The following is an 18156-nucleotide window of genomic DNA, read 5'->3' as shown; positions in this document are numbered from 1 at the left end:
CGGGAACGCGGCATATTCTGGATTGACCGTTCCCCTCACATTTCCTGCTCGGTTGATACGGTTTGAATCATCCTGCCGCAAACTTGTTAAACTTTGAAGAGCTAACAACATCTTCCGAAGAGAGTGACCACCGCTTATGATAACCATTCGACCGGTTGGACAATGAAAGTCGGCAGCGGTTCCATACGATCGCCTTATTTTTCAATGATTCACTCCCATTTTTTCGTAGTGAGATCACATCTTCTTAGAGAGCCTTAAGCGAAGGTTTCTTCGGAACTGGATATTCCGATGTGTTGATTCGTCTGTGGCGGTGAAGTACGTTGGAGCCTGCCATGAATCGATGCGGAACTGTGGGATGACTGACGACCAAAGCGTTCTCGCCTGCGACTCCAACCGCCGCTCCCGCCGCAAATTTCCTCTTTTCCTCTGATGAGTATCCACTATGTCACACGCAAACCTGACGTCACGTCGTCAATTCCTCGCAACCGTGGCTGCCACAGGTGCTGCTGCCGCTTTCATTCAGCCCATGCACCGGGCTTTCGGTTACCAGTCTTCCAACAGCCGCCCTGTTTTTGCCACAATAGGACTACGAAACCAAGGCTGGGGAATCACCAGTAAGTCGTTCCCCTTTGCCGATTTCGCAGCGCTGGCCGATGTTGATGAAAAGATCCTGGGCGAAAATGTTGAACGCACAGAAAAACGCCAGGGTAAAAAGCCAGATGCCTACAAGGATTACCGCAGGATTCTGGATCGCAAAGATATCGATGCCGTCATGATCGCCACGCCCGATCACTGGCATACCAAAATCTCTGTAGAAGCCATGTATGCCGGGAAAGATGTTTACTGCGAAAAGCCTTTGACACTCACAATCGACGAAGGCAAGCTGATCGAAAAAGTGGTCAAGGAAACCGGCCGTGTTTTCCAGGTCGGAACCATGCAGCGAACGGAATCTGACCAGCGATTCCTGCAAGCGATTGCTCTGATTCGTGATGGCCGGATTGGTACTGTCAAGAAGGTGACTTGCGGGATCAACGGCATGGAAGCCTCGCCGGTCATTCCAGTCACTCAGGTTCCTGCTGAACTCGACTGGGAATTCTGGCTCGGGCCAGCCCCCAAGGTCGACTACCGTGCGCTTCCCGAATTGCGAAAGGGTTATGGGGCCGGTGTGCCTCTTTATAGCAACGGGCACTACTCCTTCCGACATTGGCATGAATACTCGGGTGGCAAACTGACCGACTGGGGTGCTCACCATGTCGACATCGCCTGCTGGGCACTGGGAGCCACCGATACTGGCCCCAGCAAAATCACACCTGTCGAATACAAGCTGCCTGTGGAATACAAGAATGGCTGGCCGACAGTTCAAGACCAGTACAACACTGCCACCAGCTTCAAGATTCAGGTCGCGATGCCCAACGATGTGGAAATGATAATCACCAGTGAAGGTGACAACGGCATTCTCTTTGAGGGAACGGAAGGCCGGTTCTTTGTGAATCGTGGCAAACTGGCCGGTAAGCCGGTCGAAGATCTCAAAGAAAAACCATTGCCACAAGGGGCTATTGAAAAGGTCTATGGCGGCAAGGTGAGTGCTAATCACACAACGAACTTCATTGAAGCCATGCAGTCACGAAAGCAACCGGTTTCCGATGTGTGGTCACATAACCGCATGCTGGAAATCTGCCACTTGTCGAACATTGCGATGCGATTGGGCCGTGAACTCAAGTGGGATCCTGCAACACGACAGATTGTCGGCGACGCCCAGGCCAATTCCTTCCTCTCCCGTGAATACCGCAAAGGCTATGAAATCCAGATGGGTTAACTCCACAACTGGTCTCGTGCAACTTCCTTTCTGATTTGACAGGTTAAGTGATGAGTGACGAACTGGCCAAAGAGCCTGCGGACAAGTTCAGCAACCTGTCAGAACAGAGTGGTCGTACCACGAGGTGAGAAGTTTTTAAATAAATAAATGGAACAGCAGGCAGAGAAAAATCGCTTTGCCTGCTGTTCCATTTATTTTGGCTGTTCCATTTATATAGAGTGAGCATGCCGAACGACTGCATTGTCAAAGGATAAAATTCGGGTCTCTTCTGTTGTTAAGTCCGACAACGGAGGACGTTGCGGCGACATCAACCCGAAGACAAAGCCGTGACACGGCACTACGTTTGATACTGATCCTTAATATGCCGACAGAGCGACTTGCTCCTCAGAGCCACAAGCATGGCACGAATGTGCACACCCGGTAGACATCTGAAGGAGAGCCGTGTTCATGGAGCGGGTGCTGACTGGGACGGCATCGGTGAAGGGGGCGGAGACTTCTTAAACAGTTCTGCCATCGAGGGGCGGGTGTATTTGCGGAGGGGATTGCTAATAGGGGTTGGCAGGATTGGCTTGTTCTGCGCACGCAATGCTGACGCAGTCGCCAGCGTTTGATCCCGAAATTTAATCGCCTGATTTCGTTGATAAGTGTCGATGATTTGAGCGGCTTTCAACAGGATTTCTGAGTCTTCTGAACTGACCCCATCTTTCGTCGCAGTCAATTGCAGTTCGAGAATGGTTTGTGCCTTGATCGCGTCCGCTTCCGGATCGACAGGCAAGCAATCCTTCACATCCTCGTCACGCCACCCTCGGTACAGTGAATCTCCAAATGCGAACTCGGGAACACTTCTATTCACCCATTCCATTTTCGTCGCTGCCTGCAACCAGCCACTGTTGGCTTCATACCATTCCCGCCGGAAGTCACCACTCCATGTCCGGGTACGAGGTTCGCCGATGAAATACAGCAACGGCTTTCGGTCAAGGGCCAGAGATTCCCAGTACAGTTCACAGGCTCGTCCATGCTCGAGCTTCTCTCGATACATGCGAGCCTGACGGTTCAGATACCGCTGATGAAGCCCAAAGGAAATTCCCCTTAACTCCAGGGCATGTGTTTCCGCCTTGGAATACCACTTGATCGCCGTGTCGTAATCCAGAGCCAAGAACTTAAAATAGTCTCCTGCCAATTCATAAAGGTGAATTTTTTTAGGGAGATTATCCCCCAGGACAAGCTCGTTGAGGCGGACGAACTCCTCCATCTCAGCAATCGATCTGCCACTCATTTTCCATCGATGAAAACGTTGAGTGAACTCTTGCCAACACTTGCTTTCCTCTGAGTTGGCATAAACAGGAGTTTGGGATGAATCCGAGGAAGGAACAGCTGAAACTATCGGTGTGGCAACCGGATGCTGTAAAGCGACGAGCGGCAACCCTGGCTCTGGGTTCGGAGAAGCGGCAAGAAGGTTCCGCCAACCAGCGACCCCAATCCCCATCAGCAACACCGGGAAAATCAGTGCCGGGGAAATCAACACGGAGAAAATACTGGTAGCAAAACTTCTGGCTGGCGGCTTCTTCATGACATGCGACTCCGTTCCACAAGAATGCGATGAACCCGGCCATTCGGAATGCTGATAAGAAGGGAAGGCAATATCTGCACGCCAATTTGATAACAGTTTCTGTCGCCTCACTTCTTTTCAGGAACGTTGATTTTGCGAGGTGGCAGTTCCGGTGGGCCAGGAAGGTTGATATTGGGATAAGAATGACGCGGCGGCAGATTGCGGAGATGATCCATGTTCGGCTGGGGCCAATCCTTCAGCAATCTCTCCACAATAGCCAACGACTCCTCCAGTGGCTCCCGATCCCCCTCACGTAACCATTCGGGCGATTTCAGCATGACCTGCAACCATTTTTTCACTTCAGTCATTTTAAGTTGCGAACTGATTCGCACGACTTTGATTCCTTTCTCGAGGTTGGTAAAGCCAGCGTAACCTTGCCTTACCAATGCATCGTATCGCATCGGATCAATCGCCGTCCCTCGCTCGCGGTGCTCCTCCATACTTGCGGCATTGACCAAGTAACGGGTGGCTTCCCAACCCAGAGTCGTGATCCGATCCTCTAGCGGGTCACGCGGTACTTTCCCGGCCAGCGCATAACGGCGAGTCTCCAACCGTAAGGCTTCCTCAAACGCTTTCATCGCCTCTTCTTTAAGGCCTGCGTTGGAAAGCGCGAACCCTTTCTCGAACTGCAGTTGCATCTCCAGGATCAGCATTTGTGCCTGTATCTGATAAAGGGCAGTGACGGCCTCTTCGGCCAATGGCAGTATCGTTTCCAGAGGTTCGTCCCGGTTGACCGCCAGCGAGCAGACCGACTGCTTCACCAGCCAGGCCCGATAGGGATCATCAGGATCCTGCTCCAGTACCTCCTGCCCTAGCAGAGGAACAGCCGCCCAATCCCCACGCGCCCCTTCCCCCAGCAACCTGCGAACAGCCCTGGAAGTCACCTGCACGGTGGGAACTGGTGTGGGAATTGACGGGGGAGTGGTCATACTTCGAGGTAACTCCCCTGATGCATTGGCACCCCCACCAATCACAGAATTTGATTGAGAAGTGGACGCGGCCTCCCATGGTGACTGACCGATTGATGGATTGCCGCCGGGTGCCTGCATCGTCGGATTGACACCGGTTGAGAATAACCAGCCATTGATGACGGCCCCCATCGCGAAGCCAGACACGAAAACGAGCACGGTGAAACGAAACGGCAACGCTTGTGACTTCTTGTTCATGGCGTTGAGCTCCGGATGACTTGATTATCGAATTGAATCACATTGCCTGGCAGAAGTGCTCGCTTGTGTACAATTAGTTCCTGAAACAGCGCCATGCTCATGGTTTTGAATTAAGTTTTAAAGCCTAAAGACATCATCTCAAACAGGATGCCATCAGGCGAAGCGGAAGACACCAATGCCGTTCACTCTGGCCATGTAATGGTCACAGAACAGAAGCCCTCCCCATTGTCACAAATTCCATAACGTCTACCCATGGACAGGCAACCCCTGATTTAGCAAGACTACTGGAGCTTCAATTCTGATTTGACAGGTTAAGCAAAGAGTTGTGAAGGCCAACGATCCTGCGGATGGACTTACCCATGAAATGTGGGCGTTGGGTGGTGGCGCCCAATGATTGTTAGAAATACGATTGGGATTGGCACCTCATGCTCTTCACCTCACTCCCTGTGTCCATTTCGTTAAATCGCCGCGGATTCACTCTACACAGTCTACCTGGTGACAAAGCCGCAGATTCTGGAAAGACAAAACTGGGGCTTACTGACAATCTCGCCAGCCGCCAGTCAATAGAGTGATAAACTTGCGATTCCCTTCATGCAGGGTGCTCTCTGCCAATCTGTCGTCTACAGAGAGCCTCCTGCCAGCACTTTACTTCACCACAAAATTCATCATGCGGCCGGGGACATAGACCCTCTTAACGATCGTCTTCCCTTCAAGGTGGCTGGTGACGTTGGGATCATTGGCCGCTTGGGCTTCAACCGCTTCCGCCGTGGCTTCCTTGGGGACGACAATCTTCGCTCGCACCTTCCCATTGACCTGCACGGGAATCTCGATGGTTGATTCCTCAAGGAGCGACTCATCAAACTTCGGCCATGCTTCGTAAGCGAGCGATTCTTGATGGCCGAGGAGTTCCCAGAGTTCTTCGGCGATGTGCGGGGCCAATGGCGAGATGAGGAGCACGAAGGATTCCATGGCTGATTTAGGCCGTACTTCCGCAGATGTGAACTCGTTGACAAATTCCATCATGCGACTGATGGCGGTGTTGAACGACAGCCGGTCGAGGTCGTCCGTCACGGCTTTGATCGTCTTGTGAAGGACACGGGCCTGCTCTGCTGTCGGCTCGACATCCTGCACCTTGGGATTGAGGCAAATGTCATCAGCCTGATCCTCGGTGATGAGCCGCCAGACGCGTCCCAAAAAGCGGTAGACCCCTTCCACGCCCGACATGCTCCAGGGCTTGGTCGCCTCAAGCGGCCCCATGAACATCTCATACATACGCAGAGCATCCGCCCCATACTGTGAGACCACCTGATCAGGGTTGATGACGTTCTTTCGCGATTTCGACATCTTGAATGACCGCGCATCCACCGCAATCTGAGAATCTATCTTGAGCACAAAGACATCGCCCTGCTTCTCGACATCTTCCGCCGTAAGTTTCACGGGTGTGACGACAGCCCCCAGAGCATCCACTAAACGACCGACATCAACCCCCTTCGCGGTGACGAACTCGCCCGCCGCGTTCTTGAACCCGACAAACTCCATTTCACCAAGAATCATTCCCTGGTTCACCAACCGGTGGAATGGCTCGGCATGGGTCACGTGGCCGCGATCAAAGAGCACCTTATGCCAGAATCGCGAGTAGAGCAGGTGGAGCACCGCGTGCTCGGCACCACCGATGTAAAGATCCACCGGGAGCCAGTATTTCTCCTTCTCCGGATCAATGAACTGCTCATGGTTTTTGTTGTCACAGAAGCGGAGGTAGTACCAGCAGCTGCCGGCCCATTGGGGCATGCTGTTGGTTTCCCGCTTGAGCTTGGTGCCGTCCGATGCAGTGGCGTAAAGCCACTCCGCCGGTGCCTTCGAGAGAAGCGGCTCGGGCGTGCCGGTCGGCTTAAAGTCTTCCATTTCAGGAAGTTTGACGGGAAGTTCGCTCGCGCTGACGGCGCGCACCATTCCGGTTGGCTCACCCTGTTCATCCAGTTCGTGCCAGATGGGAAATGGCTCGCCCCAATAGCGCTGGCGGCTGAAAAGCCAATCGCGCAGGCGGTAGTTGATCGCCTTTTTGGCAACACCCTTGGCAGCCAGATCAGCAACGATCTTGGCCTTCACTTCTTCTGTCGTGAGGCCCGTGTATGGCCCGGAATTCACGGCCAAACCCGCGCCGGTAAAGCCAATGAGACCTTCCTGCGGTGTCTCGGGAGGAGCAACGACTGGGATCACGTTAATCCCAAACAGCCTGGCGAATTCAAGGTCGCGCTCGTCATGCGCGGGAACAGCCATGATCGCGCCGGTGCCGTAACTCATCAGCACATAATCAGCGATCCAGATGGGGATCCTCTCACCGTTGACGGGATTGATGGCGTAGCCGCCAGTGAAGACGCCCGACTTTTCCTTGGCAAGATCTGTCCGGTCGAGATCACTCTTGAGAGCCGTTTTCTGCCGATAAGCGGCTACGTCAGCCTCGCGAAGATCAGTCGTCACCCGATCCACAAGGGGATGCTCCGGCGCGATGACCATATAGGTCGCGCCATAGAGCGTATCGGGCCGCGTCGTATAGACCCGGAGCTTTGTGGCAGCGGCAACGATTTCGTCGTCGGCCATCATCGACGGGGTAGAACCCCCTTCGTCAACCAGAAAATCAACCTCCGCCCCTTCACTGCGGCCAATCCAGTTTCGCTGAAGCAACTTGATCGATTCCGGCCAGTTGACCTGATCGAGTTCGCCAATCAGACGCTCGGCGTAAGCCGTGATACGGAGCATCCACTGCTTGAGGTTCCGACGTTCAACGGGATGGTTGCCACGATCGCTCTTGCCGTCGGCGGTTACTTCTTCGTTGGCCAGCACGGTTCCTAAAGCCGGGCACCAGTTGACCGGGGCTTCATGGATGTAAGCCAGACGGTGGTGATCCTGATATTTACGAACAGCCTGTTCTCCCTGAACCGTGACTTCAGCAGGAATAGGAAGTTCACTGATTGACCGGCCACGACCAGTGCGCTGAAGACCTTCCGGCCCCATCCACTGGAAACCCGGGTCGTACCAGGTGTCGAAAAGCTGGAGGAAAATCCACTGTGTCCAGCGGACATAATCCGGGTCAGTCGTGGCCAGTTCACGATCCCAGTCATAGCTGAAACCAAGACTTTTGAGCTGTCGCTTGAACGTGGCGATGTTCTTTTCCGTCGTGAGGCGGGGATGCGTCCCCGTCTCGACGGCATATTGCTCGGCGGGCAGGCCGAAGGCATCCCAACCCATGGGATGAAGAACGTTTTTCCCTTGCATGCGGCCGTAGCGGCAGGTGATGTCGGTTGCCGTATATCCTTCGGGGTGGCCAACATGCAGTCCATCACCCGAGGGATAGGGGAACATGTCGAGGACATACAACTTCGGCTTGGAGGTGTCCATCTCCGTGCGGAATGTGGCGTGAGCATCCCAATAGGCCTGCCATTTGGGTTCGATGCGGGCGGCGTCGTAGCGGGGCATGTTCAACCAGACAACAAAGGGAACCTGAAACATCACAGTGAGCATGCGCCCACACATCAATCCATTCCACAGATGATGGATCGACTCCAGAGGTTCGCAAGTTTATGCCTTACGCTGCGCCACTGCCACGCTACCGGCGGGGGAAGCATGCTTCTGCACAATGATTGAAGGTTCACAGCGACAAAGTGCCCTTCCACACGCTCAACCAAAGCCGCAGACCACCAGGTTGATTGAACTCACTTTTTTTGCCGGGATTGCCCTCAGGTCTGGGCATTTGACGATCCCCCCTTCTTGATTCAGAGGCACAAAATTTGCCCTTGTTGCTCGCGAGAAGAGAAAGACAGCATGACGCAACGGAATCACATCGGATATGCTGGTGATATCTCAAGAGAATCCGTGTCGTCGCTTTTAAGAAATACGAAGCCTCAGCTTAAGAGGAGTGAAGCCTCAGTGGGGCGGGCGACCACATGACAGATCTCTGGGGGAACCGGACGTTTTGCAGGAAAAGGATGAAAAAGAGGCATTCAGGCTGAAAATCATCTCTTCTCCAGGAAAGATTTTCCTCAGAAAATAGTTCCTCAACGCGTAAGGATGGCACGGAGAGTCAAGAGGAGTCGCGGATGGATCGCAGCAGGATCAGACAAAGCTGGCGAGCAACCTTCACGGGATTCGTGAAAGGAACGTCCATCGTCTGGCTGGGAATGACATGCCTCTTTGTCGAGACCGCTGCGATTCAGGCTCAACCGGGGCCAGTGCCTAATCCCTTCAAAGTTAACCCGCTCCAACCAACGACTGCTGAAGCTTTTGCGCCGTCACAAACCATTCCTCCACCACGGGAATTGACGAATGCTCTGGAAGAGGCCGACATCAATCTGTTGATGGAAGATTACTCTCCCGCGATTGACCGTCTGGCTTACATTCTCAAGCGGAAGGAAGACTTCTTTGCGAATCGTGAGGGAACAAAATCCCTGCAAGAAGAAGCCCTCCAGCGGTTGCTGCTGCTGCCGGAAAAGGGAAGGAAGCAACTGGAGCTACAGCTTGGCTCGGCGGCGCGTCCTCAGGTGGAAGCCGCTTTTAAGGATCATGACACCGCACAGTTAATCACCTTGGCCCGTCAATACGCGGGAACGGTCGCGGGTGAAAACGCGGCCCTCTGGCTGGCTGGCCGGGCCATCGATCTGGGAAGGCCCTGGGAGGCTTCGCGCTGGCTGGCGCTGCTGCCACAGGGGGAGCGTGGCCAGCGTTTGGAACCCCGGCTTTCGTTGTATCGCCGCCTGATTCAAGACATAACGCAACCCGGCACCCAGGACACTCCGGCGACTCCCTCTCAGCAATTGTTAGCGCAGCCGCCAATTTCGCCAACGGACTGGGCCATGGTGCGCGGTTCCTCGCGCAGGATGGGGCCATCAATCGCAGCGACACTGGCGGGCGAACCGCTCTGGTCGACGCGACATCTGCTCTCCTCGTCATTGCTCAATCGTTCCGGCTCGCGAAGTCGTCCTGAGGAAACTCAGTGGCAGCTGATGATGGATCATATTGACAACCGCCTGCGAGACGAACAAAAACTGCGAATTCCTTCAGCGCAGCCTCTCGTGACTGGCAATACGCTGATAACACGCCTGCCGGATGCTCTGGTGGCCTGGAATCTGACGACGGGAGCAATCCAGTGGATTTCTGCCGACCATGACGCCAGTCTGCTCGTCAGTCTGCGGGGCATGGCGCTCCCCGCGGAAGACGAAGAGTCCGCCGCCATGCGTATGACGATGGAATACCAGTTATCAGGGTTTCTCCAGCAGCGTATGTATCGCGATGCGACCTGGGGTTCGCTCTCCACGGATGGAAAGTATGTTTATTCCACGACCGGATTGCAGATCCCTTCCAACCCTTATCAGTTTGGGCGAATCCAGCTCAGTACTTTGACCGACTCCCGTGTGAACACGCTGCGGGTTCATGAAGTCGCGACGGGGAGGCTGGTTGCTGAAGTTGGCTCCCGTGAGAACAGTCCCGGAGCGTCGGCGTTCAGTGTTCAGGATCCTTTCGCTCCAGGAGAAAACAACGTCCCTGATGACAAAAACCCTCAAACGCCTGCGATTTCGAAAGCTGGTGCCGGACGAGGGATGTCTCAGAAGTTGACTCCGCGCGATGCTTTGGCCGGCGGCTATTTCCTTGGCCCTCCTTTGCCGCTGCGTGGCTTGCTCTATGCGCTCCATGAACAAAGCAACGAGATCCGTCTGGTCGTGCTGGAAAATACCCTGGCGAATCAAGAGCCAGGCCGCCCGGAGACCAGCACGGGAAGTCCACCGGGGCGAGCCTTTGAAGTTCGCTGGATTCAGTCACTCGCCAGTGCCGATCGAGAGCTTTCGCAAAGCACCATTCGATCAGTGGCTGGACTGTCACCGACAGAAGTCGATGGGACATTAATCTGCCCGACAGGAGCAGGCCGGATCGTGGCGGTCGATCCTTTGCGCCAGCAGTTAATGTGGACATATAGCTATCCTTCATCGAACCCCAGTCTGGCGCTGGATCAGCGGGCGATGATCATGGTGCAGATGGCAGGACAGGACCCTTCCGCAATTGTTGATGAAGAAACCTCACGCTGGGTGGAAGGCTTACCGATGGTGGTCGGATCCAAAGTCATCCTCACACCACGGGATTCCCACGAGCTTCACTGCCTGGATCTGGCAACGGGGCAAGCCCTCTGGAAGCGTCCGCGTGAAGACGCCTTGACGGTCGCGGGTTATCTCCAGGATCAGCTGCTGGTGGTTCGTCGCACCGATGTCGTGGCTCTTTCGCTGAAAGATGGCCAGCCCGTCTGGCGGCGTCCCACACCGATTGAACAGCCTGCGGGAACGCCCATCATCGCGGGCGATGTGCTCTATATTCCCGTGGAAAGCCAGCAGATCGTCGCCATTGACGCAACGACGGGTCGCTTACTGGCGCGAGCTAACATTGACGAGCGAGGATCGATTGGCAACCTGATCCGCGCGGGCGACCGCTTGATGATGCAAGGGATCGACGGTGTGACGGTCTTTCAAAATGTGGGAACCGTGGAGGCACGCTCCACCGAACTTCTGGCTCACACAGAAACACGAGGCGAAGGGCTGGCATTACGAGGTGTTTTACGACTTTTTCGCGGAGCAACTGACGCCGGTTTTGACGATTTGAAAAATGCGGTTCGAGAAACCAGCAACCCTCAGCATCAACAATGGCTCATTGGGTTGATTCTCGATAGCTATGAGCAGGATTTCGAGAAATTCCGCCGGGCTGGTGCTGAACTGGATCAACTGGAACTGACTCCATCGCAACGCGGAATCTATCTTCAGCGCCTCGCCTCCGGGTTGATCGAACGCAGGGAGTATGCGGCAGGTCTGGAGGCTTTATTACAACTCTGGACGGTCTTGGGGCGTCATCATCAAAAAGAAATCATTGAGATTGGTGAATGGAACTGCCGCCTGGATCATTTTCTGGCAAGCGGGTTTGACACCTGTTTGAACGGATTAAAAGGGCCAGAGGCCGATGAAGGCTGGAAGCGGGTCAATGAGAAAATCGCTCAGGAACTGACGGCCAGTTCAATGCTTTCCCCTGATCAGCAGTTGGAAAAGACGGTTGAGCTGCTCGCGATTTTCGGCATTCGTCCCAAGGCTTTGGAAAGTCCGCTGAAAACGATTCTGAATGCTCGAGAACTCGCGGAAGAACCCGTTTGGGCAGAGCGTTGCCTGCTGAACATCGTGGCCGATGAAACGCATCCTTTGCGGGGTCTGGCACTGGCCCGCTGGATTGAGTTACTGACCAGACAGGGAAAACCCGACCTGGCGGTTAAGCTGTTCCCACTCATCCCCACCACTCCCGATACGCTGGATCAGATGACAGGAGCCGAAGAGCTGGTTGCTTTGAAAGCAGACCCCCGTTTTGTGAAAGCCCAGGCAGAATCGGCCTTCTGGAATGAACCCGTCACAGAAACCCGGCGTAAACTGATGCCTCCCGGATCAGGTCGACGTTTTCTCGTTGAACAGGTCGGAGGGAGATCGCCTCTCCTGGCCAACTGGCAATTTGAGTTGGATCTGGGAATGCAAAATCTGCTGGCGCGAGATCCTCTTGGAAATCTCCGCTGGCAGATGCCCACCGCCTATGTGGAACCCCAGGGCTTGATGCCCGCTCCCATCCTGTTTGGAGTGAATCCCTCGGGAAACCAGATTTACGCCTCAGGGAGTTTGCTGGTCTTTCCTCTGGGTAGCCATTTCACTGTTGTGGATACTCTTTCCGATCCGGCGGGGCCACAAGTTTTGTGGCAGCGCCGACTGGCCCCCGCTGGGGCACCGCTGAACACGGGGCGTGCCATGGGAGTGCGGATGGTGATGAACGCCAATGGGCGACGATTTCCCCTGGCGTTTGATTCCATGGGAACGCCTTCCGGACAGGTGCATGGCGTCGCTGAAGATCTGGTCATCTATCAGGTAGGGACACGTCTGTTCGCGGCCAATTTGCTCACCGGGGAGATTGCCTGGTCGCGCCGCAGCCTCCCCCGCCTGGCGGAAGTAACGGTCGATCGTGCGATGGTCACTGTCTACAGCAACGCCTCGAATGAAGCCCTGATGTTGCGAACTCGCAGCGGGGAACTTGTGCAGGAAACCGAGTGCCCTTCTCCTGTCGAACGGGTCTGGCAGCGGGGCAGCGAGGTGATCAGTGTGCATCGCCACGAGGCGGGGACTCAACTGGTCTACACCGATTGGAGGCAACCCGATGCCGGCTGGAAACGTCCGCTTCCTCCAGCAGCCCGGGTCGCGATGGTTGAACCGGCTACTTCAGTCGATGGCGATACTGCAGGCTCGATCAGTTCACCCGACAGTCGGTATCCCCAGGTGGCGACTCTTCAGGCTGACGGGCAGTTCGAGGTCTTTGACCGACGAAACCAGAAAGAACAGGTGACAGCCAAACTGGAAGAAGGTTTCTCTCATGGCATTTTGATTGTTCGTCGGAAGGGCGACCAGTTTCTTGTCGTTGCCAGCCGCGAGATTGACCAGTCTGATGGACTGCGCATTCAAGGTTCAGAACCTTCAGCAATCCCAATTGACGGGATGTTTTATGGGATCAATGCGATCAGCGGCGCTGTCAACTGGACGGTTTCTGTGCCGCAGACCTCGCTGGATCTCTCTCAATTAAGCGAACTGCCGATTACGGTATTCTGTGCCAGGGTCAATCAACCCCCGAGGATCGCCGATGGCCGGATGTTTATTAAAAGTGAGTTCCGGGTCACCGTCGTAGATCATCGGACAGGCCAGCTTCTCTATGCCACGGTCGAACCCCAGACCACGGGTGGCTATATGATTCTTCCGCAACCCGCCGAACGACGGTTGCTGGTGAATCTGTTTGCCTGGGGGCTGGAGATTGATTTTGCCCGGGATGGGAAAGAAGAGGCCCCTGCCGTCGTGCCGGCAGAGACTCCCGTGTCCCCAAAAACTCCGCAAACCTCAAAAACCTCAGAGGTCGCTCCTGGTCGTCGCCCTCGTCCGGGAAGTCCTGCTGCCAACCCTTGAAGGGAAAGTGTCCCCTCTCGCTGATTCTTGCCTCTGAGCAGTCAGAGTGAAGATCTTCTCCTGCCTGATACCGATTTCATGATGGTCACCACATGTTGAACTGGAGCTGGCACGGGCCAGAAAATCACTGCTTCTCGCGGCTACTTCGCTGGTCGTGGCCCATTCTCTGCGGATTTATCGGATTGATGGCTTTGGGGTCTGGGAGTCATGCCCGGGCAGCAGAAATCCGGTTGAAAAACGGGATGATTGTGGCCGGGAAATCGACTCCCTTGCAGAGCTTGATGCAAGTGTCGCCCAAGAATGCAGGGCCAATCCCTTCGTATCCGATCATTCAGGTCGACAATGGCTGGCAGAAGATTTTTGTACCGATCCGGCAGATTCCTGACGCCGACAAAGTGGTGGGGCAGGCCGATCTCTTTCCCTGGGTCGTGTTTGAACTGACACAATTGAAGACCGGTCGCCAGCAGGCTTTGGCACAGATCGGGGGCTTCAGTAATGTCACTCCCTTTGATGAGTTTGGCCGGCGCCGGCTGGAAATCAACACCTCTCGAGGAGCGCAAAACGTCATTCAGGGAATCACTCGCCTGACCCCACAATACGCCACGGTCGACGCTCTGACACATCTGTGGCAGTCGGGAATCTCCACCTCCAGCCTGCCACCAGAAACCCTGAAAGAAATACTGCGAAAAGCGACCAACCCGCGAAACCCAAAGGATCGCCTCGCCATTGTCCGCTTTCTGCTTCAGGGGGAATTCTATCTGGAAGCGAAGAGCGAACTGGAAGCCATGGCCCTTGAGTTTCCCGAAATGCGCGAGCAACTGGAAAGAACGCGGACGGAACTGATGCAGGTCAGCGGGCGGCAGTTTGTTCAGGCATTGAAAGCCCGCAAGTCTCAGGGCCAACACCAACTGGCGGAAAGCGTGGCCAGGCAAGCCCCGGCTGACCTGTTGGGGCCGGTCGTGATGCGGGAGATCGACCTCTTTCTCAAACAGTACGATCAAGCGCGCGAACAGAGGGAGCTGGCGGCTTTTTTTCTGGGCGAGCTTCAGGCAAAAGTCGCGGATCGCAGTCTGAGAGATCGCCTGGCACCGCTTCGATCAGAAGTCATTCACGGACTCTCCATCGAGACGCTGCCTCGCCTGGAGCCTTTTCTGCGTGCAGAGAAAGATGCCACGCTCAGCCCGGAAGAGAAGCTGTCTTTGGCCTATTCTGGCTGGGTCTCCGGTTCTATCGGTGCGTCGACGGATCTGACAAAAACGCTCTCGCTCTGGGAAGCACGGGAGCTCATTCGCCAGTTTTTCAAAGAGGAGCAACTCACAGATCGCGAGGCCGTTCTGACTCAACTGCTCCGTTTGGAAGGAGTGGGCGGGAAGGCCGTCAGGCAATTGATCCCTCAGTTACCACCTTTCCATGCTTTGGGAGAGTTGCCACTCGCAGGCGATCAAACCGATCCCGACATGCGCGATGTCATCTTCCCTGATGGGAAAGGCGAACCAGATTTTGGCTACACCGTGATATTACCACCAGAGTATGACCCGGCTCATCAATATCCCGCCATCATCGCCTTGCGGCCTGAAGGTCGTTCGACTGCCGAGATTGCCACCTGGTGGGCAGGAACCGCCGATCGCCCCGGTGCCACAAGGCGGCATGGCTATCTCGTGATTGCACCGGATTATGTCGAACCAGAAGCCGTGAAATATAACGGCGAAGGTGCCGCTCATCTGCGTGTGCTGGCGTCGCTCTCTGATGCGCGCGGCCGATTTTCCATTGATGCTGACCGTGTCTTTCTGGCTGGGCACGGCATGGGAGGAGACGCCGCTTATGACATTGGCATGTCGCACCCTGATGAATTCGCCGGCGTGATTCCCATCTGCGGACGAGCCGATACTTATCCGCGATACAGTAAGGGAAACGCGCAGTTCACCCACTGGTATGTAGTCATGGGGGAACTTGACCGCGACTTGATGAGCGAGAACGCCTTTGTTCTGGAATATCTTTTTAAACACGGGATCCGGCACGACATCATGGTCGTTCAGGTCAATGGCCGTGGCATGGAAATGTACTCGGAAGAACTCCCCCGGATCTTTGAGTGGATGTCACTGCACCAACGGGCGGCTGCACCGAGGGATCTGGAATGGTTTTCACTGAGGCGCACAGACACACGATCATATGGCGTGTCAGTGCTTGATCTCCCCAGAACCATTGTGCTTCCCAATCCTCAAGGGGCGGCTCCCCCTTCGCCACAGGTCGTGAAATTCCGCATCACGCCGAGTAACAGTGTCTATCTCACATCACCGGGAAGGCGGCATGTCGTTCGTCTGACGACCGAGCCATTCAATCTGGAAGAACGGGTCAGCATCACGGTCAATGGCAGCCGTAAGTTCCGGGATTTTCTGGTTCCGGATATTCGCGATCTTCTGGAAGAACTCCGTCAAACCGGCGATCGCTCCCGGTTGGTCGACGTGATGTTTGAGTTTTAGTGGTACGACCACCCTGTCCTGACAGTGTTATTAAAGCCATGTTGTTAAAGCCGTCCGCAGGCTCGTTGGCCTGCTCACAACTCGTTGCTTCACCTGTCAAAATCCGAATTGAAGCTCCACGAGCGCCGTGTGGCGGCATTGTCTACAGGTTGATGTCGCATCAAAAAACGCCATAAATCACCGTTGGCAGGCACCTTACGGTTGAATTCATAAACAGGCGATTGTGCCATTCCGTCCACGTGAACTACTTGACATGCAATGCTTGCCGACATAAGAATGTGTTGTTGCGTTTACTCCATATTTTTATTTTCGGCATGATGGGAGTTTCTCATGGCACACGTTCCCGGCTTACGCAAGCCCTTGGAAGCCAGCAGAATGGTAAATCCAGTTGGTTCGTCGCAAAGCACTTCATCAAAAGGCTTTACGCTGATTGAGCTTCTGGTGGTGATTGCGATCATTGCCATTTTGATTGCCCTGCTTTTGCCCGCAGTGCAGCAGGCCCGTGAGGCAGCACGCCGCAGCCAGTGCAAGAACAACCTGAAGCAGTTCGGTCTGGCACTCCACAACTACCACGACACCCACAGCGCCTTCCCCATGGGCGTCACCTATATGACTAGCCTGCCTGCTGAGTGGTGGGATTGGTCAGGAGTCGGCTGGGGCGCACGCGTTCTCCCCTACATTGATCAAGCTCCTTTATTCAATAATATTCGTTTTAATGTGAAGACTCCTATGCGAGATTCTGTCAACACCCCAGTTTCTCGTGTTCCTCTACCAGTCTTTCGCTGTCCCAGTGATCCAGGAGTAGCCCCTAGCGCTAATCATGGCCCTACCAACTATGTAATCTGCTCTGGAAGCGCTAGTAATCAAGCTGTTTGGGGCGGCGGTGGAACGGGAACGAACAACGGGAGATCCGTGATCTATGGTAATAGCAAGACGAACTTTCGAGACATCACTGATGGAACATCGAACACCATGATCATCTCTGAATGCCTCGTTGGGAAGCGTTTTGAAGGGAGCCAGACCTACGATACAACCATGGTGGAAACGTGCTCTGATAATGCGATTTTCACCAGCAGCACCCACTCAGAATCTGCAAACACTCGAGGTGCTGCGTGGTTTGCAATGTATGGCGACCGAGGAGCCAACTATGCCTTCACCACAAATTTTCCACCCAATGGGTTGCGGACAATCAATGCCTGCTCCAGATCTCTCGCGATCTACAATGCCGACGCGCAAAGCCAGCATACCGGTGGCGTGCATGTGCTGATGGCTGACGGAGCGATTCGGTTTGTCTCCGAAAACATCCATCTGACCACCTGGAGAAATCTGGGAGATAAAGCCGATGGCAACGTCCTCGGTGAATTCTAATTCCTCGCGGTGACGAAACCTGATACCCACTGCTGACTTGCCAGCAGTGGGTTGACTCACGACTGGGCCACTGAGCAATTTTTACGGTGTGGAACAATTATTAGCCACAAGCTGGCAATCGCATTCGCGCCTGCAAATTAAATAGATATTGAGTCAACCGCTATGAAGTCATCGCTCGTCAATTCGATTTATGGACTCTCTTTTATCGGCCTGAGCCTTCTGTGCACGGGCTGTGGATCTGGAGGACTTTCGTTCGATCTGGCCCCCGTTAAAGGCACGATCACCTATAAAGGGAAGCCACTGGAAAAAGGAATCATTCGCTTTATCCCTGACACAAAAGTCATTGACGGACAAGTCGCCGGGAAATTGGCCTTTGCCAATATCAGTCAAGGGAATTACAGCATTCCCAGCGAGCGAGGAGCGACTGTTGGTAAAAACCGGGTCGAAATTACCGCCTACCGGGAAACTGGCAAAACGACACAAGTGGAGAGTTCCATCACCAAAGAAGAAGTTCAATTCCTGCCTGAAAAATACAATATTGCTTCCACACTCTCGGAGGATATCAAGCCGGGTGAGAACACCGTGAACTTTGAACTGGATTAATGGGAAACGACTCGCAGACTAAATGATCTGCATACCGAAAACGGTAAGAGGTATGCAGTCATCTCCTCCACCTCACCGCTTAATCCTCCGGTGTCACAGCTTGATT

The 18156-nt window shown here is 54.5% G+C and carries 8 protein-coding genes; 5 read left to right on the top strand and 3 right to left on the bottom strand.

The annotated features are described in order from the left end of the window. The first annotated feature begins 442 nt into the window (after positions 1-442). A complete protein-coding gene (locus tag SH287x_RS00575; RefSeq protein ID WP_479516465.1) occupies positions 443-1816 on the top strand; it encodes a Gfo/Idh/MocA family protein in 1374 nt (457 codons plus the stop codon). Positions 1817-2261: 445 nt separating this feature from the next. Here SH287x_RS00575 and SH287x_RS00570 read toward each other — a convergent pair whose 3' ends face one another. The 3 genes from SH287x_RS00570 to leuS form a co-directional block, all read right to left on the bottom strand. Beyond that, the gene (locus tag SH287x_RS00570; RefSeq protein ID WP_479516464.1) at positions 2262-3386 is read right to left on the bottom strand and encodes a hypothetical protein; all 1125 of its coding nucleotides are present in this window, start codon (positions 3384-3386) and stop codon (positions 2262-2264) included. Between the two features lie 107 nt (positions 3387-3493). Continuing rightward, positions 3494-4591 carry a tetratricopeptide repeat protein gene (locus SH287x_RS00565; protein ID WP_479516463.1) on the bottom strand — a complete coding sequence of 366 codons (1098 nt, stop codon included), beginning with the start codon at positions 4589-4591 and terminating at the stop codon, positions 3494-3496. 645 nt (positions 4592-5236) lie between these two features. Beyond that, the gene (gene leuS / locus SH287x_RS00560) at positions 5237-8065 is read right to left on the bottom strand and encodes a leucine--tRNA ligase (RefSeq protein WP_479518750.1); all 2829 of its coding nucleotides are present in this window, start codon (positions 8063-8065) and stop codon (positions 5237-5239) included. Between the two features lie 620 nt (positions 8066-8685). On the opposite strand from leuS, the gene SH287x_RS00555 reads away from it, so the two are divergent. From SH287x_RS00555 to SH287x_RS00540, 4 genes are all read left to right on the top strand, one after another. Beyond that, positions 8686-13599, top strand: coding sequence for an outer membrane protein assembly factor BamB family protein (locus SH287x_RS00555; RefSeq protein WP_479516462.1), 4914 nt, complete (start codon positions 8686-8688; stop codon positions 13597-13599). Positions 13600-13691: 92 nt separating this feature from the next. Then, positions 13692-16079 (top strand): carboxylesterase family protein, encoded by a 2388-nt coding sequence (locus SH287x_RS00550; protein WP_479516461.1) that lies wholly within the window; start codon positions 13692-13694, stop codon positions 16077-16079. Between the two features lie 375 nt (positions 16080-16454). Then, positions 16455-17447, top strand: coding sequence for a DUF1559 domain-containing protein (locus SH287x_RS00545; RefSeq protein WP_479516460.1), 993 nt, complete (start codon positions 16455-16457; stop codon positions 17445-17447). A gap of 162 nt (positions 17448-17609) precedes the next feature. Beyond that, positions 17610-18050 (top strand): hypothetical protein, encoded by a 441-nt coding sequence (locus tag SH287x_RS00540; RefSeq protein WP_479516458.1) that lies wholly within the window; start codon positions 17610-17612, stop codon positions 18048-18050. The last annotated feature ends 106 nt before the right edge of the window (positions 18051-18156 follow it).

The organism is Planctopirus sp. SH287 (assembly GCF_056500625.1).
Note: the sequence above shows the minus strand (reverse complement) of the source record. Positions and strands in the feature narration are given on the sequence as shown.